Source organism: Comamonas sp. BIGb0152, from assembly GCF_024809975.1.
Classification (GTDB): domain Bacteria; phylum Pseudomonadota; class Gammaproteobacteria; order Burkholderiales; family Burkholderiaceae_C; genus Comamonas.
Genome location: NZ_JANUDY010000001.1, coordinates 218,899 through 234,400, shown reverse-complemented (window position 1 = coordinate 234,400; position 15,502 = coordinate 218,899). Strand labels below are relative to the sequence as shown.

Annotated in this window: 16 protein-coding genes; 7 read left to right on the top strand and 9 right to left on the bottom strand. The window is 63.2% G+C overall.

The features are described 5' to 3' along the window. Positions 1–85 precede the first annotated feature (85 nt). Together M2375_RS01085 and M2375_RS01080 are read right to left on the bottom strand one after the other, a co-directional pair. Entirely contained in the window at positions 86–862 is a 777-nt protein-coding gene (locus M2375_RS01085) for an SDR family oxidoreductase (RefSeq protein WP_259163408.1), read from the bottom strand. Between the two features lie 231 nt (positions 863–1,093). After that, positions 1,094–2,041, bottom strand: a complete 948-nt coding sequence (locus M2375_RS01080; protein WP_259163406.1) for a LysR family transcriptional regulator — start codon at positions 2,039–2,041, stop codon at positions 1,094–1,096. A gap of 65 nt (positions 2,042–2,106) precedes the next feature. On the opposite strand from M2375_RS01080, the gene M2375_RS01075 reads away from it, so the two are divergent. Further along, entirely contained in the window at positions 2,107–2,730 is a 624-nt protein-coding gene (locus tag M2375_RS01075) for a LysE family transporter (protein WP_259163405.1), read from the top strand. Positions 2,731–2,758: 28 nt separating this feature from the next. Here M2375_RS01075 and M2375_RS01070 read toward each other — a convergent pair whose 3' ends face one another. Then, positions 2,759–4,333, bottom strand: a complete 1,575-nt coding sequence (locus M2375_RS01070) for a hypothetical protein (protein WP_259163404.1) — start codon at positions 4,331–4,333, stop codon at positions 2,759–2,761. A gap of 312 nt (positions 4,334–4,645) precedes the next feature. Continuing rightward, positions 4,646–4,966: an FHA domain-containing protein gene (locus M2375_RS01065; RefSeq protein WP_259163403.1), complete on the bottom strand. Its 321-nt coding sequence runs from the start codon at positions 4,964–4,966 to the stop codon at positions 4,646–4,648. Between the two features lie 400 nt (positions 4,967–5,366). Here M2375_RS01065 and M2375_RS01060 point away from each other — a divergent pair, with 400 nt between their 5' ends. Beyond that, positions 5,367–5,540: a hypothetical protein gene (locus M2375_RS01060; RefSeq protein WP_259163402.1), complete on the top strand. Its 174-nt coding sequence runs from the start codon at positions 5,367–5,369 to the stop codon at positions 5,538–5,540. Between the two features lie 69 nt (positions 5,541–5,609). Here M2375_RS01060 and M2375_RS01055 read toward each other — a convergent pair whose 3' ends face one another. The 5 genes from M2375_RS01055 to M2375_RS01035 form a co-directional block, all read right to left on the bottom strand. Further along, on the bottom strand, positions 5,610–6,479 hold the full coding sequence (locus M2375_RS01055; RefSeq protein ID WP_259163401.1) for an anti-sigma factor: 870 nt from the start codon (positions 6,477–6,479) through the stop codon (positions 5,610–5,612). Positions 6,480–6,481: 2 nt separating this feature from the next. Further along, positions 6,482–7,024, bottom strand: a complete 543-nt coding sequence (locus tag M2375_RS01050) for an RNA polymerase sigma factor (RefSeq protein ID WP_259163400.1) — start codon at positions 7,022–7,024, stop codon at positions 6,482–6,484. A 57-nt stretch (positions 7,025–7,081) separates the two neighbouring features. Next, complete coding sequence (locus M2375_RS01045) at positions 7,082–7,456, bottom strand: hypothetical protein (RefSeq protein ID WP_259163399.1); 375 nt, start codon at positions 7,454–7,456, stop codon at positions 7,082–7,084. 153 nt (positions 7,457–7,609) lie between these two features. Further along, the gene (locus M2375_RS01040) at positions 7,610–9,208 is read right to left on the bottom strand and encodes an IPTL-CTERM sorting domain-containing protein (protein ID WP_259163398.1); all 1,599 of its coding nucleotides are present in this window, start codon (positions 9,206–9,208) and stop codon (positions 7,610–7,612) included. 39 nt (positions 9,209–9,247) lie between these two features. After that, entirely contained in the window at positions 9,248–11,065 is a 1,818-nt protein-coding gene (locus M2375_RS01035) for an IPTL-CTERM sorting domain-containing protein (protein WP_259163947.1), read from the bottom strand. Positions 11,066–11,371: 306 nt separating this feature from the next. On the opposite strand from M2375_RS01035, the gene M2375_RS01030 reads away from it, so the two are divergent. From M2375_RS01030 to greB, 5 genes are all read left to right on the top strand, one after another. Beyond that, entirely contained in the window at positions 11,372–11,575 is a 204-nt protein-coding gene (locus M2375_RS01030; RefSeq protein ID WP_259163394.1) for a hypothetical protein, read from the top strand. A gap of 120 nt (positions 11,576–11,695) precedes the next feature. Further along, positions 11,696–12,295, top strand: coding sequence for a TetR/AcrR family transcriptional regulator (locus M2375_RS01025; protein WP_259163392.1), 600 nt, complete (start codon positions 11,696–11,698; stop codon positions 12,293–12,295). Further along, positions 12,292–13,245 (top strand): tripartite tricarboxylate transporter substrate binding protein, encoded by a 954-nt coding sequence (locus tag M2375_RS01020; RefSeq protein WP_259163391.1) that lies wholly within the window; start codon positions 12,292–12,294, stop codon positions 13,243–13,245. The genes M2375_RS01025 and M2375_RS01020 overlap by 4 nt, the downstream gene beginning before the upstream one ends. Next, complete coding sequence (locus M2375_RS01015) at positions 13,242–14,753, top strand: amidase (RefSeq protein WP_259163390.1); 1,512 nt, start codon at positions 13,242–13,244, stop codon at positions 14,751–14,753. The genes M2375_RS01020 and M2375_RS01015 overlap by 4 nt, the downstream gene beginning before the upstream one ends. 98 nt (positions 14,754–14,851) lie before the next feature. Then, the gene (gene greB, locus M2375_RS01010) at positions 14,852–15,412 is read left to right on the top strand and encodes a transcription elongation factor GreB (RefSeq protein WP_259163389.1); all 561 of its coding nucleotides are present in this window, start codon (positions 14,852–14,854) and stop codon (positions 15,410–15,412) included. The last annotated feature ends 90 nt before the right edge of the window (positions 15,413–15,502 follow it).

The window sequence follows — 15,502 nt, the reverse complement described above, 5'->3', positions numbered from 1 at the left end:
CGCAAACCACGGCGTGGCATTGCAGCGATGCCCGAGGGGGCGGAGCCGGCCGTGGGAGCGTCGCCGCCCCCAGGCCTTGCGGCCCTTACTTGGTGGTGTAGCCGCCGTTGATCAGAATCGTCTGGCCCGTAATCCACCAGCCATCGGTCACCAGGTGGCGGATAAAGGGGACGACATCTTCGATATCGGTCAGGCCCGTCTTGCTGAAGCCCGACAAGGCTGCGGCGGTCTTGTGGTAGGCCACCGCATCAGCGCCTTCTGCGGGGTAGAAGAAGTTGGTGTCCATCGGGCCGGGGCCGACGGCGGTGACCGAGATGCCGCGCGCGCCAAACTCCTTGGCCGCTGCGCGGGTGTAGTGTTCCACGGGGGCCTTGGTGCCGGCGTAGGACGAGTAGAAAGGGGTGAACGCGCCCAGCAAGGAGGTGACCAAGGTGACGATCTTGCCATTGTCATTGAGCTGCAGGCCCGCTTCCTTCAAAAAGAAGAATGCCGCCTTGCTGTTGGCGTTGGACATCTCGTCAAACTCTGCCTCGGAGATCTCGACCATCGGCTTTTTGAGCACCTTGCCCACGGTGTTGATTGCGATGTCAGGCCGGCCCAGCGCTGCCACGGTGTCGGCGAACAGCTTTTGCACTGCGCCTGCGCTGCTCAGATTGCCTTGCAAGGCCATCGCCTTGGCACCCAGCTTTTCTACCGCTGCCACGGTGGCCAGTGCTTCATCGCGGCTGGCGGCGCTGTTGTAGTGGATGGCGACGGCTTTGGCGCCATGGCTGGCCAGGTCACGGGCAATCAGGCCGCCCAGGTTTTTTCCTCCCCCGGCGATCAGAACGACTTTGTCTTTGACAGTGTGGGCTTTCGACATGGTGCATCTCCAAAAAAGTGATGTGGATAGGTGGGTATCACCATGGAGATTTTTATTGTCTTTTCCAATCAATCAACATTGCTAAATCGATGGATTTTTTGCTTATTGGCGTTGCTGACATTTATTTTTGAATTTATTGCTTCGCCAATCGTTGCCAGCAGCTGCTCTGACAGCTGCTCCAATAGCTGCTGCTATTTTTTGCGCGCATCCCTGCTGGCAAGCCCTGGGCGGCTATGCGGCCGTGTTGCAGTCTGCCTCGGCCATGCTGCGCAGCCAGGCCAGCAGATCGGCCTGCACACTGCCCGGCGACATGGGCTGCGGGGACAGCAGGCAGTACTGCGAGCCGTCGTCTACAAAGCCCAGCGGGGCGGCCAGCAGGCCGTGGGCCAGGTCGTCCTGCACCAGGTGCCAGGGGCCCATGGCCACCCCCAGCCCGGCCACGGCCGCTTGCAAGCTGAAATAGAAATGCTCAAAGCTTTGCCCCGCCTGCTTGGACAAGGGCTGGCCCGTGGCCTGGGCCCAGTCCTGCCAAGCAGCGGGCCGCGTGCGCGTGTGCAGTACAGGGGCCTCGGGGCGCAGGGCGCTGCGGCGTTTGCCGCCGCTGAACCAGCGCGCCTGCTGCTCGGGGCGGCAAACCGGGCCAATGCGTTCTGCAAACAGGGGCTCCACATGGCAGCCCTGGGGCCAGGCAAAGTCATCGCGGCGGATGGCCAAATCGATGCCGCTGGCAAAAGAAAAGGGGCCGCCACCAGCGACCAGGTGCAGCTCCAAGCCCGGGTGCCGCGCCTGGAAATCCGGCCAACGCGGAATCAGCCAGCGCATCAGCAAGGTGGGCTCGCAGGACAGTACCCAGCGCGGTTGCTGGCGCGCGCGGGCCCGCAGCTCGCCCACGGCCTGGCGCATCAGACCGAGCCCCTGGCTGACCGCCTGGGCCAGCGAGCGCCCCTCGGCGGTGAGGAAGACGCGCCGGCTGCGCCGCTCAAAAAGCGCTACGCCCAGCTCGTCCTCCAGCAGGCGCACAGCGCGGCTGACGGCGCCATGGGTCAGGTGCAGCTCGTCGGCGGCGCGGCTGAAATTCTCCAGCCGCGCGGCGGCTTCGAAGCAGCGCAGTGCCAGCAAGGAGGGCAGGCGGGTGTCAGACAATGGTGAGTCAAACTCACCATGTTTGTTAGAAATCATCGTTTTTCATGGCGCTGCATGGCAGGCATCATGCGGGCTGTTTTTGCTATTGCACAGGATACGCCATGACGGAATTGCTAGCTGTTATCACCATCACCTTGCTTGCGGTCATCAGCCCGGGGCCTGACTTTGCGATGGTGACGCGCAACAGCCTGCTGCTGTCGCGGCGCGCCGGGGTGCTGACGGCCCTGGGCATTGGGCTGGGTGTGCTGGTCCATGTCAGCTACACCTTGCTGGGCCTGGGGCTGATGATCCAGCAGTCGCTGTGGCTGTTCAATGCCATCAAGCTGGCGGGCGCTGCCTACCTGGTGTACCTGGGCTTGAAGATGCTGCGCGCCCAGCCTGCAGGTGCGGCAGCCGCTGCCGAAGCCGCTGCTGCGCCGCTGTCGGACGGGGCGGCTTTGCGCACCGGCTTTCTCACCAATGCGCTGAACCCCAAGACCACGGTGTTCATGCTGAGCCTGTTTTTGCAGGTGGTGCAGCCCCAGACGCCGCTGGCGGTGCAGATTGGCTATGGCGCCTTCATATCGCTGGCGCACATCGCCTGGTTCAGCCTGGTGGCGCTGTGCTTTTCGGCTGGCGCCGTGCGTGGCCGTTTGCTGGCAGCCCGCCACTGGATTGACCGCGCCTTTGGCGGATTGCTGGTGGGCTTTGGCGTGTTGCTGGCGCTGTCACGCGGCACGCGCTGAGAGCAGGCCAGCCACGCCATCACTGCGCTTAGCGACGGCGGCGCTGGCGGTGGATGCCGAGGGTGCCCAGCAGCAAGGCCAGCAAGGACAGGCTATAGGCCCCCGCCGTCGGTACCGGCGTGGGCGTTGGCGGCACGGCAGCGGGTTGTAGCGCGGAGACGCGAACCGTCGCCGTGGTGCATACCGTCTGGTTAGGCGCTGCCAGGCACACCTTGTACTGGTAGCTCACCGGGCTGGTCAGCCCGCCCGCTGGCGGCACAAAGCTACAAATACCCGCTTCACAGCTGACCGAGCCCGCGGCGGGTGGCGTGGCCAAGCTCAGGCTCGCGGGGTCCACCTGCCCGTTGCTGCCGCTGTCGTTGGCAGCCACGGCCGTTGCGGCGCTGCTGGTGTGGGTGGCCAAGGTCACTGCATCGTCCACCGCCGTGATCGTGGGAGGGCTGAGTGGGAGTTCGGCCGTGTTGTTGCTGACGATGGGATCGGTCGGGCTGCCTGGTGCGGGCAGCGCCGTGACGGTATGGGTGCTGGCCGCCGTGATGCCCGGGCCGGACCAGGACACCGTATACACGGCTGTCTGCCCGGAAGCCAAAGGCTGCGCAACGGCACTGAGGGGCCCGGTGCCCGATGGGCTGGCGCAGGGTGCGCCCGAAGGCTGCAGCGTGCATGACCAGCTGGCCGTAGCGCCGTTGGCTGCCGCAGGCAAGGGGTCTGACACCAGCGCGGTGGTCGCATCAGGCCCGTTGTTGTAGACACTGAAGCTATAGCTGTAGTTGTTCTGCGCACCGGCGGGAACTGCAGATACCGCGCTGGCATTCACGACGATTTCCGCCAGCGTTTGGCGGCTCATCGTGAATAAGGTGTCATCCCAGGATGCCTTGTTATCGCTGTTGGCAGGCGTACGGTAGAGGTAGAAGCGCAAGGCGTAGGGCGTGCCGGGCTGCAGCACGATGCCGGGGCCGGGTCCATCCGGTGCGCGGACCACTTGAAAACCATCCCCAGCCACCGTGCTGACGTCATCCACCTGCTGTATTGGCTCGCCAACCGGATTGCCGCCGGCATCCACGATATAGGCGGCATAGCCAAAGGCGCGCGGATGCAGGTTGCCGTTCAGGTTCCAGCGTTTTGCAGTGAAGGCGGCATTGACATAGAACAGCGCAGCCGATGCGGTCGCATCCGCATACTGCATGGTGCCGGTGGTGAAAGGGAAATCGATGTACTGCCCGGCAAGCATGGCCGCTGCGGCCGTATTGGTGGCCAGACCAGAGATGACTTGAAAATCCGGAAAAGTAGGGTCGGGACTGGCGCTCAAGCCGGTGCCAAAGCGCTGTGCGCCGGTGCTGGACAGGAAGGTCGTGTCATGCGTAGGGCCTGAGACCGGGGTGGCGCCCACACTGTCTTCGCCTGAGCCAGGGTACCAATCCTGGGTCAGCGTTCCTGGCGGGCGGTTGCTCATCCAGCCGGCGACCCAGCCGTCATAGCCGAAGGCGCTGGCAGGCGCAAACACATAGGGCTGTGCCAGGCTGGGGCCGGCGGCCCCTGCGAGCCACAAGGCCGCCATCCCCAGGCGGTATCGACCCACCATCCGAGCACACATCGACTTCATGAATCCATCCATTTCTATGAATCACCCTGGTCGGGTTTTGCTGCACCAGTGCACAGACCAGGGCCTTGCGCCAACGTCTGCTTGAAGGCACCGCTGGGCCGTATGAACGTTGCTAGTTGTAAAAATAATCAACAAAATGCCTGAATTTTAAAAACCAGCACCCATTTTTTGTTGACCCGTAGCAGAAATAAAACGCGCCGTTTCGCAGGCTGGCAAGCTGCTGTTTGCATGCCCTGTGCAGACGAAACGGGCGCGGCGGCGGCGGGGCCTGGCGGCATGCGCAAGCCAGCGGGTTGGTGCGCGTCGGGGCGGTTAGGGGGTGTCTGGCGAAGACGCGGCGGAGCCCTTTTGGATGTATATCTCGGTCGGTCCCACCTTGACACGATCGCCGGCATACAGCACCTGGCGCTTGACCCTGGCGCCGTTGACGAAGATGCCATTGGTGCTGTCGTGGTCCTCCACCATCAGCACCCCGATGTAATAGGTGAAGGCACCATGGTCCCGGCTGACGCCCTGGTCCTCCAGCCGCAGACCGCAGCCCAGATCACGACCAATCTGTGTGCGGCCTTTGCTGAGCTTGAGCGGGCTAGGAGACGATGATGTGGCGTAACGGACCTGAATGAGCGCTGGCACGGGGAACCTCCAATCGTGGAAAGCAATCCCTGGCAAAGGCCCTGGCTGCGTTCTTGAAGATATGGATTCTGTATGAAATTATTGAAATAGATTGTCAGCAATCTCTAACCGGTGGTGGCGGGTGCATCCGCGCATCTGCGCATCCGCGCCTGGGCTGGAGCAATGGCCATGGCAATGGTGTGGGCGTGGGCGGCTTGTTGCGCCGCCGTCCCAAAAGGCGCTGCCAGCAGCCAGCATCCGGCTCTGCCGAATGGGCCGCGTGTGCCTGCACTCAGTTTGCAATTGATTACAACCAAACCCGGGCCATCTCGATCTGCGTCTTGACTTTGCACAAGCAAGGCTTACATTCTTAAGTCATTGACTGAATCGATTAACAAGTCTTTTGCGAAAGGAGTTGGGTATGCACAACCAGCCATCATTTCCGATGCTGACCATGCCGACTCGTCCGCTGGTGGCCCATCGCGGCGAGAAAGCGAAGCGCTATGTGCCTTCGGTCTCCACGGATATCAGCAAGACTTTTGAAAAGTACCGCAGGCTCGCAGCGATGCAGCATGCCAAGCACCAGGGCGACTGACGGGGTTCCAAGCCAGGCACTGGCTGCTGGAAGCAGCCGCTCTGACCCTGCCAGCCAGGGCGCAGCCGATCAGTCCTGCTGCAGATGCTGGTACACCGCCTGCGAGACGCGCAGCAGCTCGGCCCGGTCGGCACCGGCCGAGATGGCGTAGCCCAGGTGGTTCTCCACCCAATAGAACACGTTGACCGGCCCCGCCTGGCCGAACTTGAACTGCACATCGCCCGTGCCGGGCACCTCGCGGGTGACGTAGAGGGTCAGGCGCAGTCCCGCCCCGGTCTCGTACATGAACTGCGCCACCGGCCCGCTGCCGCCCGGCAGCAGGCGGCCACCGATGAGCCGGTAGCCCAGCGCCGTGAGCGGCGGTGGCTGCACGGTGGTGCCCATGCGCTTGGTGAGCCAGGTGACCAGCGCCTGCTCTTGCTCGGCACCAATCTCCACCGGGCGCCGCACATCGGGACTGTAGACCGTATGCGCAATCGCGGCGCGCTGGGCAAAGCCGCTCAAGGCGCTGCCGCTGGCGGGCAAACGTTGGGGTGGGGCGGATGATGGGGTGTGGGCTGCGGGCTGGCCAGCCATCGCGACCTGGATGGCCTTGGCATCGACCGCGCCACGGATTGACCAGGCAGCGCCGGCGCTGATAACCGCCACCAGCAAGCCGGCAGCCAGGCTGCGCCAGGGCATGGCGCTGTGCGTGGGGCGCAAGGGCAAGCCCATGGGCAAAGGCTCATCCATCACGGGCGCCAGCATCTCGCGCAGCCGCGCATTTTGCTGCTGCCAATCCTGCACCCGGGCGCGCTCTTCCGGGTGGTCCTGCAGGTATTGCGCCACCTGGATGTGGCGCGCGCTGGGCAACTGCTGGTCGACATAGGCATGCAGATCGGCCTCGGTCACCGGGGGCGTCGGACTGGCGTCCAGGGCTTTGAGAGGGGGCTGGTCCATGGTCACTTCACCCGTTGAATTTTTTGTGCGGCGCTGCTGACGGTGTCCTGCGCCTTGCCCTGACCAGCGCCAGCCATCTCGTCGCGCAGTCTGGCGCGGGCACGCGAGAGCCGCGACATCACCGTGCCCAGCGGCACGCCGGTGATTTGCGCCACCTCTTGGTAGCTCAGCGCTTCGACGCTGACGAGCAGCAATACCTCGCGCTGCTCGGGCGGCAGGCGCTGCAGCAGGCGGTCCAGGTCACGCACTTCCAGCGCATCGGTTTGCTGGGCGCGTTGGGGTAGCTCAGGCAGATCGTCGCCCGCGCTGTCTTCGGGCCGGCTGCGCTGGGCCCGCAGGCGGTCGATGAAATGGTTGTGCATGATGCCAAACATCCAGGCCCGCAGCTCATTGCGCTTTTGCCACATGGAAAAGCGCGACCAGGCGCGTTCCAAGGTGTCCTGCACCAGGTCATCGGCCCGGTCGGGGTCGGAGACCAGCCCGCGCGCATAGCGCCGCAGGCTGGGGATGCAGGCCACAATCTCGGCTTCGTCCTGTGCGCGCATGGGGTGGCAGCTGGGGATAGGGGATCAGGGGATGAGAGGATCAGCAGCGGCCAGCGCTTACTTGATGACGTGCCAGACGTCCTTGAAGTTGTCGCCCGTGGCGTCGCCGGCCTTTTTGTCCGCAGTATAGGTATACAGCGGTTTGCCCTGGTAGGCCCACTGCTTGCTGCCGTCGTCGCGGGTGATGATGGAGTAGGCCCCTTCAGGCTTGGCATCGGCAGGCGCCGAGACCGCTGGCCACAGCGCAATGCAAGGGCCATTGCACATGCTCTTGTGGCTGCCGGCCACGTCCTTGTCGAAGGTGTAGAGCGTCATGCCGCTGGCATTGACTAGCATGCCATTGGCCATCTTGGCCACAGGCTCAGCCTGGGCCAAAGGGGCCAGCAGGGCTGCCAGTGACAGGGCGATCAGGGAGGCGTAAGGGGTTTTCATGGCGACCGTCTTTCAGGGTTGGGTGGAGGAACACCTCTGTAGACGGATGGCATAGCTAGATTATTCCCGGCCTGTTAGATATTTTTAGGGAGCGCGGGTTGCGCTGGTCTGGAGAGGTGGGGCAGTGTCCACTCTCCAGACCTGATGAGCCGCTCAGCGCGACCAGGATTGGGACCGGCCACGGCCCCGTGCGATGCCCAGGAGCACCATCAAGGAAGACAGTGCCAGCAGCGCCCAAGCGCCCAAGCCAGGAACCGGCGTTGGCGTGGCCGCCACGGGTGCCGCCGTGATGGTGATGCTGAAGCTCTGCGTTGCGGTGTGGACGGCCACTGCCTTGTCCATGGATTGCTGTGCGCCTACGCTGTCCATGACCGTGATGCTGAACTCTTCCGTCTGCGCCGCAGTGGGCGTTCCGCTGATCACGCCGGTGTCGGTGTTGAGGCTGAGGCCCGCAGGCAGGTTGCCGCTCAGTGCGAAGCTGTAGGGTGGCAGGCCGCCACTGATCAGGATCGACGTGTTGTAACTCTGGCCCACGGCACCTTGTGCCAGAACAATGGTTGGGCCTGCGCCAGAGAAGAGCAAATCGGCGCTAGGAGTGACGCTAGCGCTTGCAGCCGAAGGGGCGCTGCTGCCGCCGAGATTCTTGGCCACCACCGTAAAGGTGTAGGGGGTGCTGTTGGTCAAGCCGGTGACCACGCAACTCGTCGACTCGGATGTGCAACTGCCCTGGGGCAAGCCTGTCACCACATATTCCGTGATGGCTGAACCATTGTCCGCAGGCACGGACCAGCTCAACGCTACCTCTGCATTGCCAGCAACGGCCGAGGTGATGGACGGTGCATCAGGAACTGGCGCTGCCGCAACCAGCGTATTGTTGGATGTGCCGAGGATGCTGGACGTGGCCGTATCTGTAGCCACGATCGTTTGTGTACCGGTGGCGAAGAATGTTGCCGAGAATGTGCCCTGGCCATTCACCAATGCCGCACTGGCGGGCAGCGTTGCAGCCGCATCCGAGCTGGAAAATTGCACCGTCCCGGTGTAGCTCGGTACTTGGTAGCCCTGGGCATCGACTGCTGTCACGCTAAAGTCAAGCGCCGTGCCTTGGGTAGCGGTGGCAGGTGTTTTGACGGCCAGGCGACTTACGGGGCCTACCATTTCATAGTGGATTGCACCGTTCCAGACCCGCGGCTGGTACACCGCTCCGGTGCCTGCAGTGAAGGGGTACTCCATGCCACCTCCTTCGAAAAACGACAGTACGCGGTCTGATGAAAAAAGCGCTCCGACGTTGCTGCCGTTGCTGTAGTTCAAGCTGACAGCGGTCGATGTGGACGTGATGTAGAACGCATAAGTTTCATTGGCAAGCAGGGTCAAGGGGGTGTCCATTACTACCGGTGCACCTGAGCCTGGCGCAGGTGTCGATACCGGTCCTGTTTGCAGCAAGGTCCAGTCCCCAGGCGAATTGGCATGGCCTACCCAGGTGCCTACGCGGTAATAGATTTCATAATTCGTATTTCCCATCGGCGAGATATCAAACTGCGTAATGGCGATGGCCTGGTTGGCCATGACATCGAACATATTGCCTCGATGGTTATTGTCTGTGCCATAGGTGGTCGTCAGTGTGGCCGCATGGGCAAAGGCAGTACATAAAAGCGCGATGACAAAAAGCGATGCGCGCCGCAACATGTGAAGTGATGTGTGCATGGGAGGGTCCTGGTCAAAATGGCCGGTGGTGATCGAGTGGTGCAGCGACAACTGCTAAGCAAGCCACCCCGTTGGGGTGGCTTGCTGCGCTTATGCGCCAGGGCGTCTGCGGACTGCAGTGAGTCCGACAAGTGCCAGCCCGGCGGACAAGCCGAGTGCGGCCCATGCGGACAGCGTAGGCACCGCCGTTGGCACTGCTGTCGCAACGGATTGGATAAAGGCTTCGCTCTGGGCTGCTGGGTAGTTGGCATCGCCGCTGTAGCTGGCAATAAGGCTGTGCGCCCCCGCAGTGGCGGGCAGTTCGGCAGTGACGGTGGCTATGCCGTTGACAAGCGCAGCACTGCCCAGCGATGTTGTGCCTTCGAGAATCTCGACAGTGCCCGTGGGCACAGGCGCAGCTTTTGCCTGCAGCGCGGCGCTTGTGGTGGAATCGAACACTACCGACACGGTGAACGTCACGGTCTGACCGGGTAGGGAGGGGTTCTGGCTGGAGCTGATGCTGATGCCCGATCCGCCCTGACCGATGGAGACCGTCTGCTGCACCTGGATAGCATCGCTGTAGTTGGCATTGCCCAGTTGGTTGGCGTTGATGCTGCAGTTGCCAGCACCATTGAAGGAGACTAGGTTGCCGCTGATGCTGCAGACCGACAGGCTGTCGCTGTCGACCGAGAAGCTGACGGGATTGCCGGAGCCACCACCGTCGGCGGAAATGGTATAGCTGCCGCCTACCTTGGCATTGGCGGGGATGAACGAGCTGAAGCTGATGGTCTGCGCTGCCTTGTCAATCGTGACGCTCTGCGATTGGGAAGGTGCTGCGGTGTAGTTCGCATCCCCGGCTTGCTGTGCGACGAGCGAGCAGATGCCGCCACCGTTGATAGAAACATCGGTGCCTGCCACCGTGCACACCGCTGGGGTGCTGCTGTCATAGCTGACGACCAAACCGGAGCTTGCAGAGGCCAGCGGATGGATCGCGAAGGAGCCGCCAGGTGCGAACAGCTGGCTGGAAGGGCTTTGTGATGGGAAGGTGATGGATTGCGGTCCTTGTTCCACGGCGATGGAGTAGGACTGGGCGCCCGAACATCCGCTTGCATCGTTCACAGTGGCCGTGAAGTTGGCGGTTCCGCTGGCCGTAGGGGTGCCAGAAATGGCGCCGTCGCTTGACAGCGTCAAGCCCGGTGGCAGTGCCCCGGAGGTCACGGCAAAGTTTGGAGTGCCCAGGGCGCCACTTTGGCTGAGTGCTGTGCTGTAAGCCTGCCCCACATTGCCTCCATTGAGGCCCCCCCCAGGTGTCAGCGCAACGGTGGGGCAGACATAGGGCGTATAGCTCACACTGTCGATACCGATGTAATCAGAGTTGGTTCCAGACAGGCCGCCACTGGTCACGAAATAGCGGAAGGCCATGCGCGAGGAAGTGGGGGCTGGCAGACCCGCAACGGTGACGGTGTACTGCGTCCAAGTGGTTGGATAGACCCCCAGGGTGAGACTCGGGTTGACACTCATCAGCAGCGTCGTGAAGTCACCCACACCAGCGCCACTGCCGACAGATGTGCTGGCCCCATTCGTGCTGAGACGCACTTCCAGCCGATCCGCGTAGGTGTCGGGGGATGCCTTTCTTGTGTAAAAAGTCAGTACATCGCCGTTGCGCAGGGTTCGATTGGGCGTGAGCAGCCAGTTGCTGATCGTCCCGACATTGCCAGTGTTGTTGTAGTTGGCCCCGATATACGCATTGGCAGCGCCGCTTTGAGCGTCAAAAGGACCACCGGCTGTGAGGGGATTGCCTTGAAACCAGCCGGTGGACCCGACTGCCACGCTGGCATTGCTCATCACCCATCCGTTAGTTGCAAGGGTGCTGAGGTCGTTAAAACCCTCTGTAAATGCCTGTGCTTGCGCGCTGGTGTGCGTCCCCATGGATGCCAGTGTTACAAGCGCTCCCGCGCATAAAAAATGGTTCATGGCCACGCCGTACACCTTCACAAGATTTTTACATATATTGACATTTTGAATGTGCTGTAGGGCCAGTGGGGTGTCAATCCCTGAAAGTGGTGATAGTGAAAGTTCTGGTGGGTTCGGCGGCGATGCGCAAATGCTGTATATTTATACAGTTATTATCAATAACGCTGTTTAGCTAGGCAAAGAAAAAAATAGCTGATTTTGCCGCCCAGCAGCAGCCGAAGTCGTTATGCGCTGGCTGCTAACAAGAAGAGAGGATTTCGCATGATTGAAGTGGCCCATGACAACCTGATCGACGCCGGTGACTGGGGAGCGGGCGCAGGGGGGGCGGCCGTGCCGCAGCTGGCTGCTGCCTCGGTGTTTCGGCAGCTGGCGCACAAGCACGGCTTGCTGGCGCCGGGTGAAGAGGCCAGCCCGCAGATGCAGGCTTTTCTGGCCGAGCTGGCCTTGCTAACCGATCTTTTCTGAAGCGGGGCATGGCATTTTTCTGAAGTGAACCCAGCCTTCAGGGCGCACCACCGCCCTAGGCCAAACCCGGATTTCTCCCAAATTACATTACACGCATAATGTATTTCAGGAGACCCTGTTGTGCCCAACCTGCATCAGATCAAGAGTGAACAGACACGCGAGCGGCTGATGGATGCTGCGCTGGATTTGATGCAGGCCAAAGGGCTCGCGGGCCTGTCCATGCACGAGGTTGCGCGAACGGCAGGCATGACCACGGGGGCGGTGCAGCACCACTTTCCGTCCAAGGCCGCGCTGATGCTGCAGATCATCCAGCGGCTGGTGCAAAAGATCGATACCGACGACAGCTTCTGGCCCTCAGCGCGCTGGCCCTTGGCGCGGCGTGCCGACCACTTTGTTCAGCAGGCCTGGCAACGCCTCTATGGCCAGCCGCGCTTTGCGGTGGCCTGGGAGGCCTACCTGGCGGTGCGCGCTGACGCGGCCATGGTGGCGCATATCCAGGCCGAGCGCGCACTTATCAACGACAAGCTGCTGCTGCGCATGGTCCGCAGTTTTCCCGAATGGGCCGCCACGCCTGCCGCTGAAGCGCGTTTTCAGCTGGTGCTGTCCTGCCTGCGCGGCATGGGCGTGGTCGCTCCCTTCTCTAACGCTGCTGCCATGGACCAGCAACTGCAGCAGCTGTCCCTGCTTCTTCAATCCTTGACCTCCGAGGTGACCCTTTGACCAGAGCATTTCTTCTTGCCTGCGGCCTGTCGGCCTGGGCGCTCGGCGCCGCCGCCCAGACGCCCCTGCAGGTGATCGCGCAGCAGCCGCCAGGCAGTGGCTCGGACGCGATGACCCGCGCCTGGGGCGAATGCACCGGGCGGCTGATGGGGCGCCCGGTGGTAGTGCAGAACAAGGCGGGTGCCAATGGCATCCTGGCCATCAACTACCTCAAGGGCCAGGCGGCCGATGGCGCGTTTGCGATGACGATTGGCATGTCGCAGATGACGATCACGCCCTATGTGCACCAGCAGATGCCCTATGACCCGCTGAAGGACTTTGCCGGTGTGGCGATGATTGGCTCGTCGCCGCTGGTGTTGGTGGTGCCAGCGGGCGCTGGCGTCAGCAAGCTGGCCGATCTGGAGAAGGTGGCCAAGGCCCAGGCCGGCGGGTTGAACTTTGGCTCGCCCGGCAAGGGCAGCCCGGCCCATTTGCTGACCACGGCGCTGACCGATGCCATGCACTGGCCTGCGACCCATGTGCCCTTTGTGGGTGAGAGCGCAGGCCTCACGGCCCTGATGGGCCAGCAGATCCAGGCGATGACCCTGGTGCTGAACACCGCAGCGCCCCAGGTCAAGGCGGGCAAGCTGGTGCCGCTGGCGGTGTTTGCCAGCCAGCGCTCGGCGGTCTTGCCCGATGTGCCGACCATCGCCGAGGCCGGTGGGCCGGCCGTGCTGGCGCGGCCGTCCTGGATCGCGGTGGTGGCCAAAAAGGGCACGCCGCCAGAGTTCATCAAGGCCTTGAACGAGGCCACCAACCAGTGCTATACCGACCCGGTCTATGCCAACAGCATGGACAAGATGGGCGTGACCGTGATGCGCAGCCAGCCCGCCGATGTGCTGGGTTTTGCCGAGCGCGACATCGCCGTGTGGAAGCCTTTGATCGATAAATTGGGATTGGCCACGCAATGAGTTTGGTAGAACACAGCGCCGTTGAGCTGCGCGCACTGATCCAGAGCCGGCAGGTCTCGCCGGTCGAACTGCTCGATGCCTGCATCGCCCGCATGCAGGCCATCAACCCGGCGGTGAATGCGCTCTGCGCCACCGATTTTGAGCGGGCCCGCACAGCCGCCCAACTGGCCGAGGCGCAGGTGGGGCGGCGCAGCCAGCTGCCGCTCTTGCATGGCCTGCCCTTGGGCGTGAAGGATTTGCAGGCCACTGAAGGCCTGCTGACCACCAGCGGCAATGTGCGGCTGCGTGGCCATGTGCCTTCCAAAGACAATGCCTTTGTAGCCCGGCTTCGCGGCCAGGGCGCGATCGTGGCGGCCAAGACCAATACGCCGGACATGGGCGCGGGTGCGAACAGCCGCAACCCGGTCTGGGGCGCCACGGGCAACCCTTTTAACCCGGATTTGAATGCCGGCGGCTCGTCGGGCGGCTCGGCGGCGGCGCTGGCGACCGATATGTTTCCGCTGTGTACCGGCTCGGACACCGGCGGCTCGCTGCGCATTCCGGCAGCGCTGTGCGGCGTGGTGGGCCTGCGGCCCTCGCCGGGTTTGATTGCCAATGACGACCGGCCGCTGGGCTGGTCGGCCATCTCGGTGCTGGGCCCCATGGGCCGCGATGTGGCCGATACCGCGCTGATGATGCAGGCCAGCATGGGCCCGCACCCGATGGACCCGCTGAGCATGGGTGTGAGCCATGCGCCCGTCTGGCCGGTGCCTGAGCTGGATCTGCGCGGCCTGCGCGTGGCCTACACCGAAGACTTTGGCACCTGCGCGGTGGACCCGATGGTGCGCCGCGCCTTTCGCCAGCGGGTGCAGGCGCTGGCTGGCGAGGTGGCTTGCATGGATGCCTTGCCCTGGAGTCTGGAAGAAGCCCACCGCTGCTTTGACATCATCCGCGCCGAGAGCTTTGTCGCTGCCTTTGCCGATATCTACCGCACCGCGCCTGAGACCCTGGGCCCCAATGTGCTGGCCAATGTGGAGATGGCCGCGCGCATCAGCCTGGGCGACCGGGCCTGGGCGCATCTGGCGCAGACCCGGATCCAGCGCCTGTTCCAAAGCACGTTTGCGCAATACGACCTGGTGCTGGCCCCCGTGACGCCGCTGTCGCCCTTTCCCTGGACGCAGCTGTATGCGCAGGAGGTGGATGGCAAGGCCCAGCGCAACTACTACGAATGGCTGAGCCTGACCTATGTGGTGACCCTGGCGACCAACCCGGCCTTGTCCTTGCCCTGCGGCCGCGATGAAGCGGGCATGCCTTTTGGCCTGCAGATGATTGGCCCGCTGCACCAAGATGGGCGCCTGCTGGCGATGGCCGCAGCAGTGGAAAAGATGGGCCTGCACCACCCGGACTTTGCCCGCCCCCGCCCCGATCTGTCGGCCCTGGCCCAGGCCCGGCCCGAGCTGCGCAGCATCGTCACCCACCCGCCGGTGTATGGCACTGCCGTGCAGGGTGACGTGGGCCAGGCGGTGTAAACACAGCGGTCTTCCGTTTGAAGGCAAGCCTGCCATGGCGGTGGCAGGCTTTTTTCTTTCTGGCGGGAGATATCCCCAATCTTTGTTTAAATAGCGGGATGAACAAGGCTTTTACCAAAGAGACAGACAACGACGACGATGACGATCTGCCGCAACTGCCCAAGATTGCCGGCGGCAAGAACTACATCACGCCTGGCGGCTACCGCGCGCTGGAGCAGGAGTTGCTGCAGCTGATCGATGAAGAGCGGCCCAAGGTGGTGGAGGTGGTGCACTGGGCGGCCAGCAACGGCGACCGCTCGGAAAACGGCGACTACCTGTACGGCAAAAAGCGCCTGCGCGAGATCGACCGGCGCATCCGCTTTCTGACCAAGCGCATGGAAGCGGCTGAAGTGGTGGACCCTGGGCTGCACCATGGCAGCGACCAGGTGTACTTTGGGGCCACGGTGCGCTACTGCGACCAGAACGGCGGTGAGGAGTCGATCACCATCATGGGCATTGACGAGGCCGATGCCAGCCGGGGCCAGGTCAGCTGGGTGGCCCCGATTGCGCGGGCCCTGCTGAAATCCCGGGTAGGCGATGAGGTGCAGCTGCCTACGCCGGGCGGGGTGCGGGTGCTGGAAGTGCTGGATGTGCAGTACCCGGTGCTGGGGACATCCTGAGCGCCACCAAAACCTACGCTCAAAGCACAAGCGCGCCGTAGAAGGCGCGCTGGGTGTTGGGGCAGTGCCCCGATCGCAATTGGGCGGAAA